The organism is Bradyrhizobium sp. UNPA324 (assembly GCF_006658635.1).
Taxonomy (GTDB): domain Bacteria; phylum Pseudomonadota; class Alphaproteobacteria; order Rhizobiales; family Xanthobacteraceae; genus Bradyrhizobium; species Bradyrhizobium nanningense.
Genome location: NZ_LFJD01000004.1, coordinates 5,328,465 through 5,351,250 on the forward strand (window position 1 = coordinate 5,328,465; position 22,786 = coordinate 5,351,250).

Below are 22,786 nucleotides of genomic sequence, written 5' to 3' on the forward strand. Positions count from 1 at the left end.
GCAAGGTCGATGTCAGCCGACAGAACCTCCTCCGCCGTCGAGACCGGCCTGACGCATCTCGCCGTCAGCCTGCGCGGCGTGACGAAGACCTATGACAACGGAATCATGGCGCTCGGCCCGTTCGACCTCGCGGTGCGCAAGGGCGAATTCATCTCGCTACTGGGCCCGTCCGGTTGCGGCAAGTCGACGGTGCTGCGGCTGATCGCGGAGCTCAGCGCGCCGTCCTCCGGGATCGTGCGGGTGGCGCGCCACGAGGGCGAGGTGCAGCCGGGTCACGGCATCGGTTTCGTGTTTCAGGAGCCGACCCTGATGCCCTGGGCCAGCGTCCGTGAGAACGTGCGGCTGCCGCTCAAGCTCGGCGGCGTGCCTAAGGCCGAGGGGCGCGCGCGTGCCGACGCCGCCTTGGCCAGCGTCGGGCTCGCCGATTTCGCAGATAGCTTTCCGCGCGAGCTCTCCGGCGGCATGAAGATGCGGGTGTCGCTGGCGCGCGCGCTCGTCACCGATCCGGATATCCTTTTGATGGACGAGCCGTTCGCCGCGCTCGACGAGATCACGCGCTTCCGCCTCAACAACGATCTGCTCGCGCTGTGGCGAGCTCTCGGCAAGACCGTCATCTTCGTCACGCATTCGGTGTTCGAATCCGTCTATCTGTCGCAGCGCGTGGTGGTGATGACGGGGCGGCCGGGCCGTATCCAGGCCGACATCCGCATCGAGACGGTCGAGCCGCGCGGCGAGGGGTTTCGCACCTCGGCGGCTTATTCGGATTATTGCCGGAAAGTGTCGGCCGCGCTGGCGCCGTCCTATGCGGGGCAGTTGACGCTATGAACGCGCAAGTTCCCGTCACCGCAAAACCACGAGCTGCACAACGCGCGATGCGCCTGGTGCTTCCCGTCATCGTGTTCGCGGCTGGCCTCATCGCCTGGGAACTGGTGGTCCGCCTCAAGGGGATCCCGCCTTACGTGCTGCCGGCCCCCTCGATCATCGTCCTGACGCTGATCAAGGACTGGGCGGTGCTGTCGCAATCGCTCGAGACCACGCTTGCAACCACGCTCGAAGGTTTTGTCGCGGCCAGCATCGGCGGCATCGCGCTGGCGCTGTTGTTCAACCAGTCGAAATGGGTGGAATACTCGCTATTTCCCTATGCGATCGTGCTCCAGGTCACCCCTGTGATCGCGATTGCGCCCCTCTTGCTGATCTACCTGGAACAGCAGACCGCGGTCGTGGTCTGTGCCTTCATCGTCGCCTTTTTTCCGGTGCTGTCCAACACCACGCTCGGGCTCAATTCGGTCGATCGCAACCTCGCCGGCCTGTTCCAGCTCTATGGTGCGTCAAAGCCGCAGACCCTGCGCTTTCTCAAGCTGCCCGCCGCACTGCCCTACATTCTCGGCGGTTTGCGCATCGCAGGCGGCCTGTCGCTGATCGGCGCGGTCGTCGCCGAGATCGCGGCGGGAACGGCGGGCGCCGGCTCCGGGCTGGCCTACCGGATCGCCGAGTCCGGCTATCGATTGAACATACCCCGCATGTTCGCAGCGCTGCTTTTGTTGTCGCTGGCCGGGATTGTCATCTATGGGGTGCTGGCGCTAGTTTCGCACCTCGTTTTACGGCGCTGGCATGAAAGCGCGCTTGGAAAGGAAAACTGATGGCTGCCGGTTCGATTTCGTCCGAAAAGATCGACCTTCTGATCTATGGGCCGGTGCGGCCGATCCTCGAGAACGGGTTTTCCGATCATTTCGTCGTGCACAAGGCCGAGACGCGCGGCGATCTCGAGCGGCTGACGCCGGCGATCCGCGAGAAGATTCGCGGCGTCGCCGTGACCTATCACACCGTCCGAGCCGACAGGGATTCGCTGTCGCAACTGCCCAAGATCGAGATGGTGGCGAGCTTCGGCGTCGGCTATGACCACATCGACGCCAAATACGCGGCCGAGCACAACATCATCGTCACCAACACGCCCGACGTGCTGACCGAGGAGGTCGCCGACGTCGCGATGGGGCTGCTCATCTCCACGCTGCGCGAATTCATCAAGGCCGACCGCTACGTTCGCTCCGGGCTCTGGCAGACGCAGAACTATCCGCTCAGCGTCGGCTCTCTGCGCGACCGCAAGGTCGGCATCGTCGGCATGGGCCGGATTGGCCAGGCCATCGCGCGCCGGCTCGATGCCTCGCTGGTGCCGGTGGTCTATCACTCGCGCAACCCGTCCAAGGATGTCTCCTACAAGCACTATCCCGACCTGATCGAGATGGCGAAGGCGGTGGACACGCTGATGGTGATCGTGCCCGGCGGCGCCAGCACCAACAAGATGATCAATGCCGAGGTTTTCAAGGCCCTCGGCCCGCGCGGCGTGCTGATCAACGTCGCGCGCGGCTCCGTGGTCGATGAACCGGCGCTGGTTCAGGCGTTGAAATCGGGCACCATCCTCGCCGCCGGCCTCGACGTGTTCGCGGCCGAGCCGAACGTTCCGGACGAGCTCAAGGCGATGCAGAACGTCGTGCTGCTGCCGCATATCGGCTCGGCCTCGGTGGTGACGCGCAACGCGATGGACCAGCTCGTCGTCGACAACCTCAAATCCTGGTTCGCCGGCAAGGCGCCGCTGACGCCGGTGGCCGAAACGCCGTTCAGGGGGCGCTGATGGCCGTTCTTCGGGGCGTTGCATTCGCCGTCGCGGCCTCGTTGGCCGCGATCGGCCCTGCGCATGCGCAGGATGCGACGAGCCTGAAGAAGTCGATGCTAGGACAGTGGGAGCTCTCGACCACCGAGCGCAGCAAGACCTGCGTCGTCACGATGAAGGGTGATGCGGCGGGGCAGGGCTACAAGCTGGAGCTGGAGCCGGCCTGCAAGACCGCGCTGCCGTTCACCAAGGACATCGTGGCCTGGAGCGTCAGGGGGCTCGACATCGTACGCATGCAGGACGCGACCGGTGAAGCGGTGATCGACTTCACCGAGGTCGAAGCCGGCATCTTCGAAGGCCTGCGCCAGGGCGAGGGCGTCTACATCCTGCAAGATCTCGCCGCCGCCCGCTCGATGGCCAAGTCGATGGACCAGATGATCGGCGACTGGGCGATGGTGCGCGGCAACGGCCAGCCGGTGTGCGGGCTGACGCTGACCAACACCGAGGCGAGTCCCGACAATTTCCAGGTCTTCCTCAAGCCGAAATGCGACCCGACCATCGCGCAGTTCAACCCGACGCAATGGCGGCTCGAGCGCGGCCAGATCGTCCTGATGTCGAAATCAGGCGCGGTCTGGCAGTTCGAGGCCGACGACAACGCGCAATGGCGGCGCGTCCCCGACACCGCCGATCCCCTGATCATGCTGCGTCAGTAGGCGCAATCTCATCGCGCCTCAAGTCGTCAGCTTCGGTGGTGGTGCAGTGCCTTGCGCCCATTTCTCCAGCTTGCCGAGCACGCCCCACGCCGCAAGCGCCAGCGAGATCGGCATCGCGAACTGGCCGAGGCCCGGCACCGCCGACACGATGGTGCCGAGCAGTCCGGCAAGGCCTCCCGCGTTGGGGCTCGCCGTCACCGACGAGAGCAGCGCGGTGATTAGCGAGCCGCCGATGCCGAGCGCAGTCTTCTTGCCATCGAGCAGCTTGCCGATGGTTTCGCCGAGCGCGCCGTTGACCTGGCCGAGCATGGGCTTGCCGTCCTTGCTCAGCAGCGTGCTGAGCAGATCAACGACCTGCTTCAACTGATCGACGGGGGCGGCGTTGGTCGCGGTGACCGGTCCTGGCATCGGCGTCGCCTTGTTGACGAGAGAGAAAAGCCGTTCGAACAGGCTGATCGGATCGTTGGAGACGGCGGGCAACGTGTTGCCCGGTATCGTCGCCGGCAGCGTCGTGCCGCCGGCTGACGGTCGCAGCACTTGAGCGAGGTCCTCCAGCCGCGTCAGGACGTCGGACAGATCGGCGGTCTGCCCGGCGGGGCCCGGCTGCTGCGTCGCGCGGGTGATGGCGGCGACCGTGGCCGCATCGAGAAGCCCGGTATCCCTCAGGCCGTTCCGTTGCTGAAACTGCGAGACGGCGGCTCTGGTCTTCGGCCCGCTGATGCCGTCCTCGGCGAGCGGCGGATTGGCGCCGAGCCTGTTGAGCGCCTGCTGCATGAGAACGATGGTCGAGGCCGCTTCGTCCTCGGGCTCGATGTGGCCGGCGAATTGGGCGCCGCCGTCGAGTGTGATCGAGGAATCCAGCGACATCATCGCGTGCAAGATCACCGCCGTGCCGAGCTGAGAATCGACCTGGTTGGAGTCGAACACGTGGTCGCGGACGAATTTTCCGCCGCGTGCCTCGGGCGGGCCGTATAATGTCGAGCCGCCGTAGAGATAGGGCGATTTGACGCCCTTGGCCTGATAGCCGAAGCCGTTGAACGCCTCGAGCCTGAACAGCATCCGCTCGATGCCCCAATCTCGGGCGCCGATGAAGTTCTCGATCCTGAACGCGTCCACGGCGCCGTCCACGAAGGTGGCAAACGGGCCGCGCCCCTTCGGAACGATGGTGGTCACGCGATGCAGCGACTCGCCGTTGCCGAGATAGGTGTCGAAATCGAAATTGGCCTCGCGGTAGTGGCAGAGCGCGGTGAAATGCCAGGGCACGCCCGTCAACCGCTCGATCTGCTGATAGGTCGCCTTGCCATTGAGGGCCTTGCGGGCAACCGCATTCGCCTCAGCAAGGCGCCCGGGCCGGATCTCGAGACCGGCCCAATTCCGCTCATATTCCGCTTTCAAACTCTCGAATGAAATCATTTTTCGCTCCCGCAAATGAATGAACGATCGAATCTCCGCCAGCCAGCTAGACGGGGTGGCTGATCGGGGCGTGACGCCAGCGTGAACTCCCGCAAATCTGGCAGGTCGCCGGTCGGTTGCATGTGAAATGGCTTACAGCCCGGATAGGAAATCGGCGGCAGGAACGGCAATGCGGGGCCCGACCGCCTATGGCGGAACCGGCACCGTCCTCCGTCCGTTAGCGAAGCGAGACGGTCCGGCAAGGAGTCCTGCATGGCCAAGCGCGTCCTCGCCATCGGCATCGAACCCGGCAATGCCGACTACAGCGCATTTCCGCAGCTCACGCCGGAGCTCGTGCGCGACTACATCGAGGCGCAGCTGCTGCGCCTGCGCGATCTCGGCTTCGAGGTCACGAGCTGCCTGATCGATCTCGACGCCACCGCGGAAGCCGGTGTCACGGCGGCACTGCGCGACGAGCGCTTCGACTGCATCGTGATCGGCGCCGGCCTGCGCGAGCCGAAGGAGCGTCTCGTGCTGTTCGAGAAGGTGATCAACCTCGTTCACCGCCTCGCGCCGGATGCCGCGATCTGCTTCAACACCACGCCCGCCGATACCGCCGAAGCCGTGCAGCGCTGGGTCGAGCCGTGAACCGCCTCAACGCTCGCCCTGATGCTCTGATGTCGGTGAGCATCGTCAATGCAACCGCCCGTTGACGACCCCGGGCTTTGTCGCCGATCATGCTCGCGGGACCGTCACCGGTGGGGAATCTTCATGTCCAGATTTATGCTGCTGCTCCTTTGCGCAACCGCGCTCGCGGGCTGCGATGCCGTCAGCACGGTGACGGAAGGTTTCAAGCAGTCGAAGGCCGTGGCCGCCGACCTCGAGCAATCGATCGGCGTCAAGCCGGAGGTCGGTTTCAATTGGCACAATGGGCGGCTGGTGTCGGTCACGGTCCAGTTCCCGCGCCTCTATGACGACAAGCCCTTGAACCAGCTCGCAGGTCTCGTTCGCGACACCATCGCCAAGGATTTCAAGCAGACACCCGAACACATCGTGCTCGCATTTGCCGTCGACAAGTGAGGTCGGCGCTACGTGGCCTGACGCACCCGCACGGCTGGTTCGCCGCACCGCATGCCGTGGGCACGTTTTCGTCTTAGATCAACCGCATCCCGCGCAAACTCGCGTGCCCGCTTCGACCGACGATGATGTGGTCATGCACGGCAATCCCGAGCGGCTTTGCGATGTCGATGATCGCCTTGGTCATCTGGATGTCGGCCTGCGACGGGGTCGGGTCACCACTTGGATGATTGTGCACCAAGATCAGCGCGGTCGCCGATAATTCCAGCGCGCGCTTGATCACCTCGCGCGGATAGACCGGGGTGTGGTCGACGGTGCCGGTCTGCTGTACCTCGTCGGCAATCAGCTGGTTGCGCTTGTCCAGGAACAGCAGGCGGAATTGCTCCTTGTCGGCGAACGCCATGCTGGAGCGGCAATAGTCGATTACCTCGTTCCAGGACGACAGCGCATTGCGGCTGTTGACCTCGCCCCTGGTCACGCGGCTCGCGGCGGCGGCGATCAGCTTGAGCTGGTTGATCGCGGATTCGCCGATGCCGTCGACCTCGCGCAGCCGCGCCACCGGCGCATGCACGACCTCGGCGAACGAGCCGAAGGTCTTGATCAGCGCCTTCGCCAGCGGCTTGGTGTCGCGCCGCGGCAGCGCCGGAAACAGCGCCATCTCCAACAGCTCGTAGTCGCTGAGCGCATCCGCGCCGGCATTGTAGAAGCGCTCGCGCAGCCGTTCGCGATGGCCGTGGTAGTGCGGCGCGTCGTCAGGCTTGCTCTTGTCGTGATCCGGCTTGGCGGGCATCAGGGCCAGCATCGCCGGGGGCTAGCGCTTTTGCAACCGTCAATTGCGGGGCGACGCGCCGACTGGCGTCCTGGTGGTCGGTGCGAGCGCGGGCACCGTGACCGCCACCACCCCGGCGAGAATGAGCGCCATTCCGGCAAGGCTGGACCAGGTCAAATGCTCGCCGAGAATGGCGGTGCCGAGCGCCACGGCGAAGCCTGCGCGCAGATAGCTCCCGCTGGTCGTGCCAAGCGGGCCGAGCGTGCGGATCAGCCGGAAATAGATCACCATCGCCAAGGCTGTGCAGATCATTCCGAGCGCGATCACCGCTGCGATCGCTTGCACGGGCGGCTGTGCCAGCCTCCACGGCTGTTCGAGAGCCGCGGCGGTCGGGAGCATCAGCACCGCGGCGCAGCTCATCGCCCCTGCTGCCGTGACGATCGCGGGCAGGCCCGAAAACCGCTGCCCCCAAATCGGTGCAAGCGCGTAGCAGAAGCTCGCGCCTAGCACCGCCATCTGGGCCAGTGGCGCCGCCGTGCCGATCCCGGAGAGCGTATCGGTGCCCATGGTCAGGGCCACGCCCGCAAAGCCGAGAGCAACGCCGACGACCTTCCGCCCACTGATCGCCTGCCGTCCGCGCCCGGTCATGACAGCGATCGCCAGCACGAACATCGGCGGGGTCGCATTGAGCGCGCCGGCAAGCCCGCTCGCGATATGCATCTCACCCCAGCTGATCAGGGTAAAGGGCAGCGCGCTTTGCAGCAGCCCCTGCACAAAGAAGGCGGCCCAGACCGATTGCTCGCGCGGAAGGGCGTGGCCCTGCGCGCTCGCAATCAGGATCAGAAGCGTCGCGGCGATGCTCACGCGAGCGGCGACCATCGTGAACGGCGGGATTGTTGCGACAGCGAGCTTGATGAGCGTGAACGAGCTGCCCCAGATCAGCGAGAGCAGCAGCAGGAGCCCGATCTCGATGGCGAGACTGGTCTGCCCCGACCTCGTGTGTTGTGCCTGTGTGCTCATGCGATTGGCTCCTGGATCGGCACCATGATCCAGAGCTGCGGTACGGGCTGGCTGAATTCGGACCTCATCGCCCGATGATGTCCGATTTCAGCTACTCGGTGCGCTGCATCGAAACTATGATTTGGCGATGGCGAAGAATTCAGCCGAGCGGCAAATGCTGCCACCGCATCTCGACTGGGAGACCTGCGATCGGGCACGTCTGGCGCGCGCCCGCGCTTTCGACGGCCTGTTCTTTTCCGGGGTTCGCTCGACGCGCATCTATTGCCGGCCGGTCTGTCCGGTTCGCCCGGCGCGCTCGGAGAACGTCACCTTCTATGCGACCGCGGCTGCCGCCGAGCGGGCCGGCTTTCGCCCGTGCTTGCGTTGCCGCCCTGAAACGGCGCCGGGCTCGCCCGCCTGGATGGGAACGGCCACCACCGTCGCGCGCGGCATGCGCCTGATCCATGACGGCTTTCTGGACCGGGCGTCGATGGCCGAGCTTGCGGAAGCCCTTGGCGTCGGGCCGCGTCATCTGCTGCGCCTGTTCATGCGCCATGCCGGCGCGAGCCCGAGCGAGATCGCGGCAACCCGGCGCGTGCAGGAAGCCAAGCGTCTGATCGACAAGACCGATATGACGTTGGCGGAGATCGCGTTTGCGGCCGGCTTCGGCAGCGTGCGCCGCTTCAACGACGCCTTTGCTGCGACCTACAAGAGGGCGCCATCCTCATTCCGCCGCCGGCGATAGAAGTCGCGTCGGGCTCACCCGATCTGCTTCTCGCCGTGCCGCTCCGACAGCGTGAAGATCTCGACGCCGGTGGCGGTGACGCCGACCGAGTGCTCGAACTGCGCCGACAGCGAGCGGTCGCGCGTGACGGCGGTCCAGCCGTCGGAGAGGATCTTCACATGCGGCTTGCCGAGATTGATCATCGGCTCGATGGTGAAGAACATGCCGGCCTTGAGCTGCACGCCTTCGCCCGGGCGGCCGATATGGATGATGTTCGGCTCGTCGTGGAACATGCGGCCCAAGCCATGGCCGCAGAAATCGCGCACCACGCTCATGCCCTGCGGCTCGACGAAACTCTGGATGGCGTGACCGATGTCGCCGGTGGTGGCGCCGGGCTTCACCGCGGCGATGCCGCGCATCATCGCTTCATACGTCACCTCGATCAGCCGCTCCGCCTTGCGGGCAATCGGGCCGATCGCATACATCCGGCTGGAATCGCCGTACCAGCCGTCGACGATGAAGGTGACGTCGATATTGACGATGTCGCCCTCCTTCAGCGGACGGTCGCCGGGCATGCCGTGGCAGACCACGTGGTTGAGCGAGGTGCAGGTCGAATAGCGATAGCCGCGATACATCAGCGTCGCCGGATAGGCGCCATGGCTGAAGGCGAAGTCGCGGACGAACTGGTCGATGCGCTCGGTCGGCACGCCGGGCCCGACGATGTCGGTGAGCTCGTCCAGGCACTTCGCCACCAGCGCGCCCGCCTTGCGCATGCCGGCAAAGGCGGCCGGGCCATGCAGCTTGATCTGTCCGGTCTTGCGCAGCGAGGTATCGGTGGCTTCGACGTAGCTCATGCTTGTGCAGTCTTTTCGGGGCTGATCGCGGTTATCGGCGGAAAGGCTTGATTTCAGGCCCTAATTTAACGATTGCCGGCCTTCATGCAAGCCAAGGCAGAGCGTTTTCGAGCGAAGTGGCTACCGGTTCGCGTGAAGAAAACGCGTCAAAACAAGAATCTTACCGCCTTGTGCCCGAAAGCGGCCTAATTCGGGACTTCTACGGTGGTTTCCACCGGCAGCGCGCCGCCGCGGATGCGAATTTCGCGGACGGGGTAGGGAACCCGGATGCCTTCCCGCTTGAAGGCGTCCCACAGCGCCAGCATCACGTCGCTCTTGACCTTGTCCATGCCGTCGGGATCGGCGATCCAGAAGGTCAGCGAGAACTTCATTCCGGCTTCGGCGAACTCGGTCAGGATGCAGGTCGGCGGCTTGCCTTTTTGCGCGCGCGGATGGGCTTCCGCGGTCTCGGCCGCGAGCTTGCAGACCAGTCTCGGATCGGCGTCGTAATTGGTGCCAAAGGCGATCTTCACCAGCGTGTTCTTGTCGGTATAGGTCCAGTTGACGACCTTCTGCGTCACCAGATCCTCGTTCGGCACCAGGAACTCGCGGCCGTCGCCGGCGGCGACGGAAATATAGCGCGTCTTCATCGCGCTGATGCGCCCCGTGTTGTCGCCGATGGTGACGAGGTCGCCGGGCTTCACGGACTTGTCCGCGAGCAGGATGATGCCCGAGATGAAGTTGGCGACGATTTTCTGCAGGCCGATACCGATGCCGACGCCGACCGCGCCGGAGAACACCGCGAGCGCCGACAGGTCGATGCCGACCGCGCCGAGCGCGATGACGATGGCGACGGCCAGAAGCCCGATGCGGATGATCTTGACCAGCAGCACCTGCACCGACGGCGTCAGATCGGTGGTCGCGTTGATCCGGCTCTCGGCGAAATTGCTGGCGATGTTGGTGGCCCAGAGCGCGATGAGGAGGAGCGCACCGGCCTTGATTGCCAGCAGCGGGGTCAGCCTGAGGCCGCCGAGCACGATCGCGAAGGAATCGAGCAGGTCGACGGTCGCATCGAGCTGTCCGAGGATGGACAGCGCGGCAACGAACCACGCCGTGATCGACACCAGGCGAACGATGAAGGCATTGCGCAGCACCGAGGTCACGAGCCGGATCGCGAGCCAGGCCAGCCCGAGCTTGGCGGCGACCATCAACAGATAGGAGCGACTCGGCCAGGTCGCGTGGTACATCACGAGGCGCGAGATGATCACGAGCAAGGTGAACACCGCCGTCGAGGCGCTGGCGACCATCACCCGGGCGAAGTGCCGGAGCGGCAGCGGCCACCGCATCGTCAGCGCGGTCATGTCGACCCGGTTGCGTATGCCGGCCTCCGCCGCATAGGCGATGCCGGCCGCGGCCAGAATGAGCCCGAATTGCAGGTAGAACCAGGGCGAGGAGATTTCCGCCCCGACGCTGCGCGCGGTGGTCTGCACGAACTCCATGAAGTCCTTGAGGTCCATGTCCATCGGTCTCGTCGGCAAGCGGGGAGGAATTGATTCGAGGAAGCCGCAGAATCCCACAAAGGGCGCGGCCGGGCCATCGATACACCGGCATGTGATGGACGTTAAGGCCGTATAATACGGGCAGATTGCCGCGAGGCGCGAAAATGGGTTGGCGCGCGGAGGCGACGACGATAGAGATGCATGGATACATGTTTGGGTAAATCCGTTGGTCGCGGCGTGCTTCGCTTCTCCCCGCGTGCGGGAAGAGGCCGAAATTCGAGCGCAGCTTGAATTTCGGGTGAGGGGGACTCTCCGCGAGTCTCGCTGTCACCGTCCTCGCGGAGACTCCCCCTCACCCCACCTCTCCCCGCAAGCGGGGCGAGGGAGCGCCCGGCCGGTGGCCCCCTGACTGAACTCGCTCATTACTTGGAGTAACCCGCAGCACCGCATGGCCTCTCTCGACTCCGTCAGCCTCGCCATATTGCTCGGCGCCGTCCTCGTCATGGCCGGCATCCTGTCGAGCCTGCTTGCGCTCCGCTTCGGCGCGCCCTTGCTGCTCGTCTTCCTTGCGGTCGGCATGCTCGCCGGCGATTCCGGTCCCGGCCAGCTCCAGTTCGACGACGTCCGCACCACCTATCTGGTCGGCTCGGTGGCGCTGGCCTTGATCCTGTTCGACGGCGGCCTCAGGACACGCTTTGCCAGCATCCGCACCGTGCTTGCGCCGTCCGTGGTGCTCGCGACCGCCGGCGTGCTGCTGACCGCGCTGATCACGGCGCCGTTCGCCAAATTCGCGCTCGATCTCAACTGGACGGAGTCGCTGCTGGTCGGCGCCGTGGTGGCCTCGACCGATGCGGCCGCGGTTTTCCTGCTGGTGCACACCCAGGGCCTGCGCCTGCGTCCGCGCGTCGGCGCGACGCTGGAGGCGGAATCCGGCACCAACGATCCCTTCGCGATCTTCCTCACCTTGATGCTGGTCGAGTACATCTCCGTCGGCTCGAGCTCGCCCGGCCATGTGCTGATGGAGTTCGTCCTGGAGGCGGCGCTGGGCGCTGTCGTCGGCGTCATCGGTGGTCGCCTCGTCGTCATCGCGCTCAACAAGGTGGCGCTGCCGCAGGGCTTGCATGCGCCGTTCGTGACCACGGCCGCGCTGGTGATCTTCGGCGGCTCGCAGATGATGCACGCCTCCGGCTTCCTCGCGGTCTATCTCGCCGGCATCATCATCGGCAACCGCCCGACGCGCGCGCATAACCAGGTCGTGGCCTTCCTCGATGCCGCGACCTGGCTGGCGCAGATCGTGATGTTCGTGCTGCTCGGCCTTTTGGTCTCGCCGAGCCGGCTGGGCGCCAGCGTGCTGCCGGCGGTCGCCGTCGCGTTCGTGCTGATGCTGGTCGCGCGTCCCATTGCGGTCTTCGTGTGCCTTACGCCGTTCCGCTTCAACTGGCGCGAAAAGATCTTCATCGCCTGGACCGGCCTGCGCGGTGCGGTCGCAATCTTCCTGGCTTCGATCCCGATGCTGGTCGGCCTGTCCAAGGCCTATCTCTATTTCGACGTCGCCTTCGTCGTCGTCATCATCTCGCTGCTGCTGCAGGGTTGGACCCTGGCGCCTGCCGCGCGCAAGCTTCACGTGGCGCTGCCGCGCGCCGAGCGCGGCCCGCGGCGCGTCGAGCTGGATCTGCCCGGCCAGCTCGAGCAGCAGCTGGTCGGCTATCCGGTGCGGCCCAAGAGCCTGTATTTCCGCCGCGGCCTGATCCCGTCCTGGTCCAAGCCGACGCTGGTGATCCGCAACGAGAACATCCTGACGCCGAGCGAAGCCGATCCGGTCGCGCCCGGCGACTACATTTATCTGCTGGCACCGCCGGAAAAGGCCGAATCGCTCGACCGTTTCTTCGTCGACATGCAGCCGAGCTCGGCGCCGGATCCGCATCTGCTCGGCGACTTCATGGTCTCCGGCGAACACACGCTCGCCGAGCTCGCCGAGATCTACGGCGTCAAGATCGGCGAGGACGAGGGCAAGCTGACCCTCGCCGATTATTTCGACGTCCATCTTGACCGCGCGCCGAAGGAGGGGGCCGAGCTCGCACTGGACGAGATCGTGCTGGTCGCACGCAGCATCTCCGGCGGCCGCGTCAACGTCGTCGGCCTGCGCCTGCCGGAAGAAGACGAGACGCCCGCGCCGCTGACCCGCGCGCAGGCGCTGCGGAAGAAGCTCGCGGATGTGTGGACGTCGGTGGCGGGGGTTTAGTGCTCAGCATCGCCTTGCAGCCCGCGCAATAACCTCTCTGTCATCGCCCGGCTTGACCGGGCGATCCAGTACTCCGTGACATTTATGGTGGAATCGATGGGCCGCGGCGTACTGGATGCCCCGGTCAAGCCGGGGCATGACAGGGGTGGTGAGGGGAGCGAGCCTGGCCGCGCTGCACGTTTCCGCTACGTCAGCACCTTCACCCCACCAAAGCTCGTCACGCGGCCCTGTTTCAGCATCACGATTTGCGTGGCGAGCTGGCGCAGCTCGGCGGCGTCGTGGCTGACATAGACCATCGGCACGTTGGCCTCGTCGCGCAGTCGCACCAGATAGGGCAGGATCTCGAGCTTGCGGCCCTCGTCGAGCGCGCCGAGCGGCTCGTCGAGCAGCAGAAGGCGCGGCCGGGAGAGCAGCGCGCGTCCGAGCGCGACGCGCTGACGCTCGCCGCCGGAGAGCTTTCCGGGACGACGATCGAGCAGCATGCCGATATCGAGCAGGTCGATGACGCGCTTGTGCTGCGCCGGATCGGGCGCAAGTCGGTTCATCTGCCGTCCATAGTCGAGATTCTGCGCAACGTTGAGATGCGGGAACAGCCGCGCGTCCTGAAACACGTAACCGATGCGGCGACGATAAGTGGGCACGTGAATGCCGGCCGCGGTGTCGTCGACGGTCTCGCCGTCGATCACGATGGTGCCGCGGTCGGGCCGCAGCAAACCGGCGATCATGTTGACGAGCGACGTCTTGCCCGCGCCCGACGCACCGAACAGGCCGATGACGCGGCCTTCGCTGGTGAAGGACGCGTGAAGCGAGAATTCGCCGAGCTTCTTTTCGATGTCGACGCGCAGCATGGTCAATTCCCGTGCAGTCGCGCGGTGGCGCGGCGGGCGAACCATTCGGCCGCGATCAGCGCGCCCAGCGCCAGCACGATCGAGACGATCACGAGCCGGCCGGCCGCGGCATCGCCATCCGGCGTCTGGATCAGCGAGTAGATCGCGGACGAAATCGTCTGGGTCTCGCCGGGAATGTTGGAGACGAAGGTGATGGTCGCACCGAACTCGCCGATCGCCTTGGCAAAGCCGAGCACCATGCCGGCGAGCACGCCGGGCAGCGCCAGCGGCAACGTCACCGTGAAGAACACTTTCCAGGGGGCGGCGCCGAGCGTCTCGGCCGCCTGCTCCAGCCGCCGATCGATCGCCTCGATCGACAGCCGCATCGGGCGCACCAAGAGCGGAAACGCCATCACCCCGCAGGCGAGCGCCGCGCCGGTCCAGCGGAACGAGAACACGATGCCGAGATGATCGGCGAGAAAGCCGCCGACGAGGCCGCGCCGGCCAAAGCTGAGGAGCAGCAGATAGCCGGTGACGACAGGCGGCAGCACCAGCGGCAGATGCACGAGGGCGTCGAGCACCGCCTTGCCCCAGAAATCGCGCCGCGCCAGCAGCCACGCCAGCGCAATGCCGAACGGCGTTGCGACCAGTGTGGCGACGACGGCGACCCTGAGCGAGAGCAGGATCGCAGTCCATTCGGCGGGAGAGATCTCGAACATCAAGTGCTGAATATCAGATTGTCGGGCTGACCAGAAACTTGAAGCCGTATTTCTCAAAGATGGTCTTGGCGGCCGAGGAGCGCAGGAAGGCGAGATAGTCGCTGGTCCCGGCCTTCGCGGTCGTGGTCGCGGCAGCCGGATAGATGATCGCGGGGTGCGAGTCCGCCGGGAAGGTGCCGACGATCTTGACACCGGGCTCGACCTTGGCGTCGGTGGAATAGACGATGCCGAGATTGGCCTCGCCGCGCGCCACCAGTGTCAGCGCCGCGCGAACGCTCTCGGCCATGGCGAATTTCGCCTCGGCAGCCTGCCAGGCTCCGAGCTTCTCGAGCGCCGCCTTGGCATATTTTCCGACCGGCACGGACTTGACGTCGCCGGTCGCGATCCTGCCGTCGCCGGCGAGCTTTCCGAGGTCGAAGCCCTGGGTAATCGCGACGTTGTTGATCTCAGAATCCTTCGGCGCGATCAGAACGATGCTGTTGCCGAGCAGATTGACCCTGGAAGCCTCGTTGATGGTCTTCCTGACGATCGCGTAGTCCATCCAGTCGGTGTCGGCCGAGACGAACACATCGGCCGGCGCGCCCTGCTCGATCTGCCGGGCGAGCACCGAGCTCGCGGCATAGCTGACCGAGAACTTGACGCCGGTCTTGGCGGTGTAGTCTGCGTCGACCTCGTCGAGCGCGTTCTTCATCGACGCCGCGGCGAACACGGTGATGGTCTTGTCCTCGGCGGCGGCCGGCGAAAGGCTCGCGCCCGCGAGGATCACGAAGGCGGTGAAAAGTCCTGCAATGCGTATCATAGGGAGCGCTCCGTGCGAATCCGCGCACGCAGGATGCACGCGCAGGACTGGCGTTGGTGGGGTAGGTTGCGACGGGTGGAAGCGCTGCTCCACGGGACCCGGCGGCTTACGGCCGGCAGGGATATCGCCATGGCGAAGATAGCAGGGGCTGCGGCCTCAGGTCAAAGGGTGGCCGTTTATCTGGCGAACAGCGTTATTGAACGGGGAGGATCGCGATTGCGATTGAATTCTCCTTGGCACCGCTGACCTGCAGGACGAAAGGCTGCGACGACAGCTCGTATTTCACGGTCTTGCGGATGCCGCTGCAATCGGTCGCACCGCTGAAGGCCACCGGCTTGAGGACATGCCCATCCTGGACCACGTCGATCCAGGCGCCGATGGACAGGCTGATCGTGTATAGCCCTGCCTTGGCGGATTTGACGCTGGTGAAGCCGGCAAAGGTGCCGCCCTTTGGCGCGCGCTCCGGCGGCGCGGGCAGTCTTGCCTCGCCTGGGGTAACCAGCCCCAGCGTGATGGCCGAGGACGGCAAGACCGCCTGCTCGCTGCCCGATGCGAGCTGCGCCCGGTCCGGCGCGGAGAGCGCCGCGCGCTCCCGCTCGATCGGCCATTTGAACTTGTCGCAACCGCTAGGTTCGCCGGCGGCGAGAGCAGAGGTCGCGCTGAACGAGAGCATAGCGAGGAAGGCGAGGACGCGCATCTGGGATTCCATCGTTGGCCACGCGAGCGATGCGAGGCATGCGGTCAGGCTTTTTGGTCAGGGATGCGCATCCCGAGGATGCCGCGGGCTTACGGCACGGCGGCAGTACAATCTTAGCGCATTTGGGTGTTGTGTACCAACCAACGAGTTCGTCATCCCGACAAGCGCGCCTCAAGCACCGCTGTCGTCCCGGATCTGCGCTCACGCTTGTCCGGGACGACAGCGGTGAGTGTGGCGCCAGGTTACGCTACGGCTTCGCGTCCGCCGCGTGCAGCACCGCCTTGCACGCCGCCGGCATCTGCGCCAGCGTCATCGGCGGTTTCGGCTTCGGCGGCTCCGGCGGCGGCTTGGGGTGCAGCACCGCATCGGAGAACCAATAGGCGAGATCGGCGGGCTTGCAGCCTTCGTCCTCGGCCTGCGACGGCTGGCCCTCGCACTCGCCGGCACCCGCCGGGCAGCGCATACGGATGTGGAAGTGGTAGTCGTGGCCCCACCACGGCCTGATCTTCGACAGCCAGGAGCGATCGCCCTTGGCCTCGCGGCACAGCGCCTTCTTGATCGCGGCGTTGACGAAGATGCGCTGCACCGCCGGCTCCCGCGCCGCATCGCGCAGCACCAGCACATGACCAGGCGTGAACACACGGGGGTCGATGTCGAGCCGGTCCTGGCGCACCATCATCACCGCCGACATGTCTTCGCGCTCCTCGCGCGAGAGGCGGCGGTCCGGCATCGGCGTCAGCCAGATGTCGGCATCGAGACCGATCTGGTGGCTGGCATGGCCCGATAGCGCCGGGCCGCCGCGCGGCTGGGCGATGTCGCCGACCAGGATGCCCGGCCATCCCGCGTCCTTGTGCGCTTTGGCCGCGAGCCGCTTGATCAGCGCGATCATGTCGGCGTGGCCATAGCTGCGATTGCGCGACAGCCGCATCACCTGCCAATGATCGCCGTTGAGCGGCATCTGCTCCGCGCCGCCGATGCAGCCCTTGGTGTAGGAGCCGACGACATGAGCCGGCCCCTTCGACGGCAGCAGCTTGCGCGCGAACAGCTCTTTGGCGGCCACACCAGGGTCGTTCGGATTGGCGAGCGGCGGCAGCGGCTTCGGATTCACGCTGCCCTTGTCCTGGGCCAGCGCGCCGCCGGCGGACAGGAGCGTCATGACAAGCAGGAGGAGGATGATGCAGCGGCGACTCATGCAGACGTCCTTATAGCCCAATGCTGCATCAGGGTTAAGAATGGGGCTTGGGCCCGGCCACCGGCTCACCGCTGCTCGCCAAATCGTGTCTCAAACGGCGTTTCTTAAGGGGGCAATAACCGTATCCTGCATTGACCAAAATTCGTGCGCGGAGTGAGGAAAATCCGCGGGTCGCATGCAATCGCGCGCGATTTCGGAACTGATTCAAGCGTGCGCGCAATTTTGCGGCAAGTCGATCATCGATTGCGGCGCGGGACCCAGTTGGACGGCGCCTGCCGCCGCAGCCGCGCCGCGCAAACAGGCAGCAAGGCCCGCCTCGCGCGGACCGCGGCCGGGCAAGATTACTTTTCTTTCAGACACTTGCCTCAAGACTTGCGCCGCGGGGCGCGATTGGGACGAGTGAAGTTGGGTTTGAAGTCTCGAAAAGCAACAAAGCGAAACAGAGCGCGGCTTGCGCGGGCCGGCCAATCGCCGCGCAAGCCGCGCTTCGCGCGCACGCCGCGAGCGCTTTCCGAACGCGACGAGGTCTTGCGCAGTCGCGCCGAGGCGGAAGCTGCGATCGCGGACGCGCGCAAATCCCATGAGCGCCTGCGCCAGGCCGTCGACATCCTGCCGCAGGGCATCGTGTTTCTCGATGCCGAAGGCCGCTACGTCCTCTGGAACAAGAAATACGCCGAGATCTACAGCAAGACCGCCGATCTGTTCGAAGAAGGCGCACGTCTCGAAGACACGCTGCGCATCGGTGTCGCCCGCGGCGACTATCCCGAGGCTGCCGGGCACGAGGACGAGTGGATCGCCGAGCGGCTGCAAAAACTCTATCAGCCCGGCGCGCGCCACGAGCAGAAGCTGTCGGACGGCCGCGTCATTCTGATCGACGAGCGCTTGACCGATGACGGCGGCGTGGTCGGCCTGCGCGTCGACATCACCGAGCTGAAGCAGCGCGAGGCCTCGTTCCGCCTGCTGTTCGACGGCAATCCCGTCCCCATGATCGTCTGCGCGCTGGACGACGAGTGCATCCTCGGCGTCAACGATGCCGCGGTCGCCCATTACGGTTACAGCCGCGCCGAGTTCGAGCGACTGAAGATCCGCTCCCTGCAGGCCTTCGACAGCGAGCCGCCCTGGACCGCCGACCGTTCGAGCGAGGAAAAGGCCGGCCGCACCTGGAAGCACGTCAAGGCCGACGGCGCGCTGATCGACCTTGCGATCTATTTCCGCGAACTGACCTATGCCGAGCGGCCCGCGGTGCTGCTTGCGCTGATGGACATCACCGAACGCAAGCGCGCCGAGGCGCGGCTCGCCTTCATGGCCCAGCACGACGCCCTGACCGGCCTGCCCAACCGCACCCTGTTGCGCCAGCAGATGGACGAGATGCTGCTGCACACGCGGCGCAGCGCCGAGAAGGTCACGCTCTTGATGCTGGGGCTGGACAATTTCAAGGCGGTCAACGACACGCTCGGCCACGCGGTCGGCGACAAGCTTCTGCGCGGCGTCGCCAAGCGGCTGCGCTCGACACTTCGCGAGGAAGACGCGCTGGCTCGGCTCAATTCCGACGAATTCGCGATCGTGCAGAGCGGGTTGACGCGGCCCGAGGACGCGGTGGGCCTAGCCAAACGCCTGCTCGAGGCCATCGCCGATCCCTATCTGCTCGACGGTCATTCCGTGGTGATCGGCGCCTCGATCGGCATCGCGATGGCGCCGGGCGATGGCGATGAGTCCGAACAGCTGCTCAAGAGCGCCGACATGGCGCTGTCGCGCGCCAAGCAGGATGCGCGCGGCAGCTTCGCCTTCTTCGAGGCGGCGCTGGATGCGAAAGCGCAGAGCCGCCGCAAGATCGAGGTCGAGCTGCGCGACGCGATCCAGAACGACGTGCTGCGTCCGTATTATCAGCCGCTGATCGACCTCCAGAGCGGCCGCATCACCGGCTTCGAGGCGCTGGTGCGCTGGCCCCATGCCGAGCGCGGCATGGTCTCGCCGGCCGAGTTCATTCCGGTTGCCGAGGACACCGGACTGATCAATCCGCTCGGCGGGCTGATGCTGCGCCGGGCGTGCCTGGATGCTGCGACCTGGCCGGACGACGTCCGCGTCGCCGTCAATCTGTCGCCGCTCCAGTTCCGCAGCGGCAATCTGCTCTCGATGGTGACGGACGCGCTGAAGCATTCCGACTTGCCGCCGCGGCGGCTCGAACTCGAGATCACCGAGACGCTGCTCTTGGAAAAGAGCGCGCAGGTGCTGGCGACGTTGCATGCCCTGCGCGCGCTCGGCGTGCGCATCTCGATGGACGATTTCGGCACCGGCTATTCCAGCCTCAGCTATTTGCGCAGCTTCCCCTTCGACAAGATCAAGATCGATCAGTCCTTCGTCCGCGATCTCGGTGCCAACCGCGAAGCGCAGGCGATCATCCGCTCCATCGTCAGCCTCGGCAAGGGCCTCGGCGTCACCATCACGGCCGAAGGCGTCGAGACCGAAGCCGAGCTGAGCTGCCTGCGTGCCGAGGGCTGCGACGAAGGCCAGGGCTTTCTGTTCAGCAAGGCCCGGCCTAATATCGAGATCGTCAGCCTGCTCGCCGCACAGCGCGGCATCGACGGCAATGACGCCGCGCTGGTGGCGTGAGTGGATGCTGACTTAAGGGATGCACCGCTCTCTCGGCGAACCTCTCCCGCAAGCAGCCAGGGCCCTCGCATATGGAAACGCTCTCGACTGTGGCCGTCCTTCGAGACGCCCGCCGTTGGCGGGCCCTCAGGATGAGGGCCGAGTGCGCGGCACTAGTCTCAACGAGCACCAATGCTCCTTAGCCTCATCCTGAGGAGACCGCTGAAAGCGGTCGTCTCGAAGGACGAGGCGCGCGCTGAGCGGCTGCCATCAGCCCCCCGCCAAGATCGCCTTCCCGACATCCTCATAGTGCGTGTCCCGCGCCTGGATCTGCTGCGCGATCGCATGCATGTCGCGAAAGCGGCGCTCGAACGGCTGGCTGCGGAACACTGCTGTCGCGCCGGCCATGTGATAGGCGGCGTCGACCACCTTGGCCGACTGATGGATGGTCCAGGTCGCCGCCAAGCGCACCGCGCTGCGATGTGCCGCGCTGAATTCGCCGGTGGCGCAGAGGTCGCGCCACATCGTATGTGCGGTGGCGTAGAGATAGGCGCCGGCAGCGCGCAGATCGCCTTCGGTGCGGCCGATCAGACCCTGTACGGCCTGATTGTCGCGCATGGCGCTGCCTGCCAGCGAGGGGTGCTTTGCGCGCGCTAAGGTGATGGCGGCATCCAGCGTGGCGCGTGCGACGCCGAGCGAGACCGCGGCAAAGCCCAGGCTGAAGGTCGCGCCGGTGCCGATCCTGTAGAGTGGACCCGGCTCGCGCAGCGCAGCCGGCACATCGCGAAAGGCCGTGAAGCGCTCGGGGATGAAGAGGTCCGCCACCTCGTAGGAATCCGTGCCGGTGCCCGCGAGGCCAATCGCCTGCCACACGTCGTGCAACGTCGCGCTCGCGACGGGAAAGAGGATGGTGCGCACCTCCGGCGAGCCATCGGCGTTCTTCCGCGGCGTGCCGTCAGCCTCGACGATCCGCACATGCGCTCCGAGCCAGCTCGCCTGCCGCGAGCCCGAGGCAAAATCCCACCGCGCCGTGACGCGATAGCCGCCCTCGACGCTGCGCGCCTCATGCGCGATCGCGCCCCAGGCGAGGATGCCGGGGGCTACGTTGAAGATCTCCTGCGCGGTGTCGGGATCGAGCCAGGCCGCGATCATCGCGCAGACGCTGCACTGGCCGAGACACCAGGCCGTGGATGCATCCGCCTTCGCGATCTCCTCCAGCATCTGCATGAAGGTCTCGATCGGGGCTTCCGCGCCGCCGAGACTCTGCGGCAGCAGCGCGCGATAGAGCCCGTTCTCGATCAGAACTGCGACGACGGACGGCGTCAGCCGCCGCGACCGCTCGATCTCGTCCGCCTCGCGCGCGATCAGCGGCGCGACGGCGCGGGCGCGTTCGACCAGACCAACTCCGGGAAGCTCCTGCATCCGCGTTGTCTCGCTCCTTCTGCCGTGAGCGGTAGAGGCGCGATGGTGGTCCATTTGGCGGACGGGATCAAGCAATGCGTGGTCATTCCGAGTCGCGCCTTGTGAGCGCCCCGGAATGACAGCGGCGAACCGACCTTGCGGGGGTCGCAGACCGGCTAGGTCCGGCTTACTTCTTGTCGCCCATGTGGTGCGGCGTCGAGGTGCCTGGCCCTCCCGTGTAGTGGTGACCGCCCGAACCAGAGGTCGAAGAACTGCCGATCGTTTCCTTCTTGCCCATATGGTGCGGGACCTCGGTCTTCGGGCCGCCGCTGTAGTGATGGCCGTTCTTTTCCTTGTCGGTGGTTTGAGCCATCGCGGGAACGGCAAGCAGGGATACGACGCCGACGGCGACGAGGAGCTTCTTGGTGATCATGTTCGGTTCTCCGGGTTGCGGATGTTTCAAAATAACGTCCGGCGGCAGGGGTCATGTTGATAAAGCTCAAGGACGACGCCGGCTCCGAGCCCTTGGCCTCGTCGGCCCTCTCTCCGACGAGCAGAAAAAGACCGCCGACGAAGTGCTCGCGCCGCACATGGGCATGATGCCGATGATGCAGGAGCGGATGGGCGCCATGCCGATGCAAGGCAAGTGAGGAGGCCTGGCGCGACCTTGACGTGAATCAACTCTGATGACGACCGCGCCGCTAGGCTCCCAATGGCCGCAGGAGGGTGCCATGACCGTGCAAGACCATCCCGGGTATCGCGAGGGCTCACAGGGCGGCATGTCCGTCAAGACCAAGGCTGGCCTCGTTCTCTTGGGATTCCTGGCTATCGCCGGCGCGCTCCTGTTCACCGAACATCGGGCTCACGTTCTCGGGCTCCTGATCTGGCTGCCGCTGCTCGCCTGTCCGCTCATGCACGTCTTCATGCACGGAGGGCACGGTCACCATCACGGCGGCGGCCGGCCGAACGACCAAAGGAGCGTGTGATGCACGACGCTGCGCCCGCCTACGGTCTCTGGAGCCTCGTCATCGTCAATTCGGCGGTGTTCATCCTGTTCGCCTATACTTTCTTCAAGCCGCAGACCTCGCGCGACTGGCGCTCGTTCGGCGCGTTCAGCGCGTTCCTGGTGGCGCTGTTCGTCGAGATGTACGGCTTTCCGCTGACCATCTACTTCCTGTCCGGCTGGCTGCAGTCGCGCTACCCGAACATCGATTGGTTCTCGCACGACGCCGGCCACCTGCTCGAGATGATGTTCGGCTGGAAGACCAATCCGCACGCGGGTCCGTTCCACATTCTGAGCTTCATCTTCATCGGGGCCGGGTTCATCCTGATCTCCGCGGCCTGGAGGGTGCTGTACGACGCGCAGCAGACCCGCAGCCTCGCGACCACCGGGCCTTACAGCTACGTCCGGCATCCGCAATATGTCGGCTTCGTCTTGGTGATGCTCGGCTTCCTGTTGCAATGGCCCACCATCCTCACGCTGGCGATGTTTCCGGTCTTGACCGTCATGTACGTGAAGCTCGCCAGGGACGAGGAGCGGGATGCCAGGGTGGAATTCGGCGGAGCCTATGCGAAGTACGCTGCTGATGTCCCCGGTTTCATACCGCGCCTGAGCCGAATCCTCCGGCAGGGCTCGGCCGGCACCTATCGTCACGGCTGATCCTGGGCGATCAGCTCACCGGAGCCAGTGAAGCACTTTGCCAATG

General features: G+C 65.7%; 24 protein-coding genes. 12 read left to right on the forward strand and 12 right to left on the reverse strand.

The features are described from left to right. Positions 1-9 precede the first annotated feature (9 nt). Genes UNPA324_RS25585 through UNPA324_RS25600 form a run of 4 tightly spaced genes read left to right on the forward strand, consistent with a single transcriptional unit; the run spans position 10 to position 3,321 of the window. Entirely contained in the window at positions 10-825 is an 816-nt protein-coding gene (locus UNPA324_RS25585; RefSeq protein ID WP_141936569.1) for an ABC transporter ATP-binding protein, read from the forward strand. Next, complete coding sequence (locus UNPA324_RS25590) at positions 822-1,640, forward strand: ABC transporter permease (RefSeq protein WP_141936572.1); 819 nt, start codon at positions 822-824, stop codon at positions 1,638-1,640. Before UNPA324_RS25585 ends, UNPA324_RS25590 begins: the two co-directional genes overlap by 4 nt. Next, positions 1,640-2,629: a 2-hydroxyacid dehydrogenase gene (locus UNPA324_RS25595; RefSeq protein ID WP_128920279.1), complete on the forward strand. Its 990-nt coding sequence runs from the start codon at positions 1,640-1,642 to the stop codon at positions 2,627-2,629. The genes UNPA324_RS25590 and UNPA324_RS25595 overlap by 1 nt, the downstream gene beginning before the upstream one ends. Further along, positions 2,629-3,321: an AprI/Inh family metalloprotease inhibitor gene (locus UNPA324_RS25600; protein WP_141936574.1), complete on the forward strand. Its 693-nt coding sequence runs from the start codon at positions 2,629-2,631 to the stop codon at positions 3,319-3,321. Before UNPA324_RS25595 ends, UNPA324_RS25600 begins: the two co-directional genes overlap by 1 nt. Positions 3,322-3,339: 18 nt before the next feature. Here the strand turns inward: UNPA324_RS25600 and UNPA324_RS25605 are convergent, their stop codons facing one another. Further along, positions 3,340-4,734, reverse strand: a complete 1,395-nt coding sequence (locus UNPA324_RS25605; RefSeq protein WP_128920281.1) for a peptidoglycan-binding protein — start codon at positions 4,732-4,734, stop codon at positions 3,340-3,342. Between the two features lie 252 nt (positions 4,735-4,986). On the opposite strand from UNPA324_RS25605, the gene UNPA324_RS25610 reads away from it, so the two are divergent. After that, positions 4,987-5,361, forward strand: coding sequence for a hypothetical protein (locus UNPA324_RS25610; protein ID WP_128920282.1), 375 nt, complete (start codon positions 4,987-4,989; stop codon positions 5,359-5,361). 123 nt (positions 5,362-5,484) lie between these two features. Then, positions 5,485-5,793 carry a hypothetical protein gene (locus UNPA324_RS25615; RefSeq protein WP_245472006.1) on the forward strand — a complete coding sequence of 103 codons (309 nt, stop codon included), beginning with the start codon at positions 5,485-5,487 and terminating at the stop codon, positions 5,791-5,793. 73 nt (positions 5,794-5,866) lie between these two features. Here UNPA324_RS25615 and radC read toward each other — a convergent pair whose 3' ends face one another. Together radC and UNPA324_RS25625 are read right to left on the reverse strand one after the other, a co-directional pair. Beyond that, entirely contained in the window at positions 5,867-6,580 is a 714-nt protein-coding gene (gene radC, locus UNPA324_RS25620) for a RadC family protein (RefSeq protein WP_128920283.1), read from the reverse strand. A gap of 39 nt (positions 6,581-6,619) precedes the next feature. Continuing rightward, positions 6,620-7,579 (reverse strand): DMT family transporter, encoded by a 960-nt coding sequence (locus UNPA324_RS25625; protein WP_141936577.1) that lies wholly within the window; start codon positions 7,577-7,579, stop codon positions 6,620-6,622. A gap of 127 nt (positions 7,580-7,706) precedes the next feature. Between UNPA324_RS25625 and UNPA324_RS25630 the strand changes: the two genes are divergently transcribed. Then, entirely contained in the window at positions 7,707-8,303 is a 597-nt protein-coding gene (locus UNPA324_RS25630) for a bifunctional transcriptional activator/DNA repair enzyme AdaA (protein WP_128920285.1), read from the forward strand. Positions 8,304-8,317: 14 nt separating this feature from the next. On the opposite strand, the gene map is transcribed toward UNPA324_RS25630, so the two are convergent. Both map and UNPA324_RS25640 read right to left on the reverse strand, forming a co-directional pair. Then, on the reverse strand, positions 8,318-9,136 hold the full coding sequence (gene map, locus UNPA324_RS25635) for a type I methionyl aminopeptidase (RefSeq protein WP_141936580.1): 819 nt from the start codon (positions 9,134-9,136) through the stop codon (positions 8,318-8,320). Positions 9,137-9,321: 185 nt separating this feature from the next. Further along, positions 9,322-10,638 carry a mechanosensitive ion channel family protein gene (locus UNPA324_RS25640; RefSeq protein ID WP_164936373.1) on the reverse strand — a complete coding sequence of 439 codons (1,317 nt, stop codon included), beginning with the start codon at positions 10,636-10,638 and terminating at the stop codon, positions 9,322-9,324. 424 nt (positions 10,639-11,062) lie between these two features. Here UNPA324_RS25640 and UNPA324_RS25645 point away from each other — a divergent pair, with 424 nt between their 5' ends. Further along, positions 11,063-12,856: a potassium/proton antiporter gene (locus UNPA324_RS25645; RefSeq protein ID WP_128920288.1), complete on the forward strand. Its 1,794-nt coding sequence runs from the start codon at positions 11,063-11,065 to the stop codon at positions 12,854-12,856. 185 nt (positions 12,857-13,041) lie between these two features. Here UNPA324_RS25645 and modC read toward each other — a convergent pair whose 3' ends face one another. The 5 genes from modC to mepA all read right to left on the reverse strand — a co-directional run bounded on the left by modC (position 13,042) and on the right by mepA (position 17,090). Continuing rightward, on the reverse strand, positions 13,042-13,704 hold the full coding sequence (gene modC / locus UNPA324_RS25650; protein ID WP_128920289.1) for a molybdenum ABC transporter ATP-binding protein: 663 nt from the start codon (positions 13,702-13,704) through the stop codon (positions 13,042-13,044). A 2-nt stretch (positions 13,705-13,706) separates the two neighbouring features. After that, entirely contained in the window at positions 13,707-14,402 is a 696-nt protein-coding gene (gene modB / locus UNPA324_RS25655; protein ID WP_128920290.1) for a molybdate ABC transporter permease subunit, read from the reverse strand. Between the two features lie 13 nt (positions 14,403-14,415). Beyond that, the gene (gene modA / locus UNPA324_RS25660) at positions 14,416-15,201 is read right to left on the reverse strand and encodes a molybdate ABC transporter substrate-binding protein (RefSeq protein WP_141936584.1); all 786 of its coding nucleotides are present in this window, start codon (positions 15,199-15,201) and stop codon (positions 14,416-14,418) included. Positions 15,202-15,394: 193 nt separating this feature from the next. Continuing rightward, a complete protein-coding gene (locus UNPA324_RS25665; protein ID WP_164936374.1) occupies positions 15,395-15,898 on the reverse strand; it encodes a hypothetical protein in 504 nt (167 codons plus the stop codon). Positions 15,899-16,145: 247 nt separating this feature from the next. Next, positions 16,146-17,090, reverse strand: coding sequence for a penicillin-insensitive murein endopeptidase (mepA, locus tag UNPA324_RS25670; RefSeq protein ID WP_141936587.1), 945 nt, complete (start codon positions 17,088-17,090; stop codon positions 16,146-16,148). 411 nt (positions 17,091-17,501) lie between these two features. Between mepA and UNPA324_RS25675 the strand changes: the two genes are divergently transcribed. Next, the gene (locus tag UNPA324_RS25675) at positions 17,502-19,700 is read left to right on the forward strand and encodes a putative bifunctional diguanylate cyclase/phosphodiesterase (protein ID WP_181769516.1); all 2,199 of its coding nucleotides are present in this window, start codon (positions 17,502-17,504) and stop codon (positions 19,698-19,700) included. Positions 19,701-19,949: 249 nt separating this feature from the next. Here the strand turns inward: UNPA324_RS25675 and UNPA324_RS25680 are convergent, their stop codons facing one another. Both UNPA324_RS25680 and UNPA324_RS25685 read right to left on the reverse strand, forming a co-directional pair. After that, the gene (locus UNPA324_RS25680; protein ID WP_141936593.1) at positions 19,950-21,101 is read right to left on the reverse strand and encodes an acyl-CoA dehydrogenase family protein; all 1,152 of its coding nucleotides are present in this window, start codon (positions 21,099-21,101) and stop codon (positions 19,950-19,952) included. Positions 21,102-21,267: 166 nt separating this feature from the next. Further along, positions 21,268-21,513, reverse strand: coding sequence for a hypothetical protein (locus tag UNPA324_RS25685; RefSeq protein WP_128920296.1), 246 nt, complete (start codon positions 21,511-21,513; stop codon positions 21,268-21,270). Between UNPA324_RS25685 and UNPA324_RS25690 the strand changes: the two genes are divergently transcribed. The 3 genes from UNPA324_RS25690 to UNPA324_RS25700 all read left to right on the forward strand — a co-directional run bounded on the left by UNPA324_RS25690 (position 21,506) and on the right by UNPA324_RS25700 (position 22,740). Next, complete coding sequence (locus tag UNPA324_RS25690) at positions 21,506-21,730, forward strand: hypothetical protein (RefSeq protein ID WP_141936595.1); 225 nt, start codon at positions 21,506-21,508, stop codon at positions 21,728-21,730. The genes UNPA324_RS25685 and UNPA324_RS25690 overlap by 8 nt on opposite strands. A gap of 81 nt (positions 21,731-21,811) precedes the next feature. After that, on the forward strand, positions 21,812-22,066 hold the full coding sequence (locus tag UNPA324_RS25695) for a DUF2933 domain-containing protein (protein ID WP_128920298.1): 255 nt from the start codon (positions 21,812-21,814) through the stop codon (positions 22,064-22,066). After that, entirely contained in the window at positions 22,066-22,740 is a 675-nt protein-coding gene (locus UNPA324_RS25700) for a methyltransferase family protein (protein ID WP_181769517.1), read from the forward strand. Before UNPA324_RS25695 ends, UNPA324_RS25700 begins: the two co-directional genes overlap by 1 nt. The last annotated feature ends 46 nt before the right edge of the window (positions 22,741-22,786 follow it).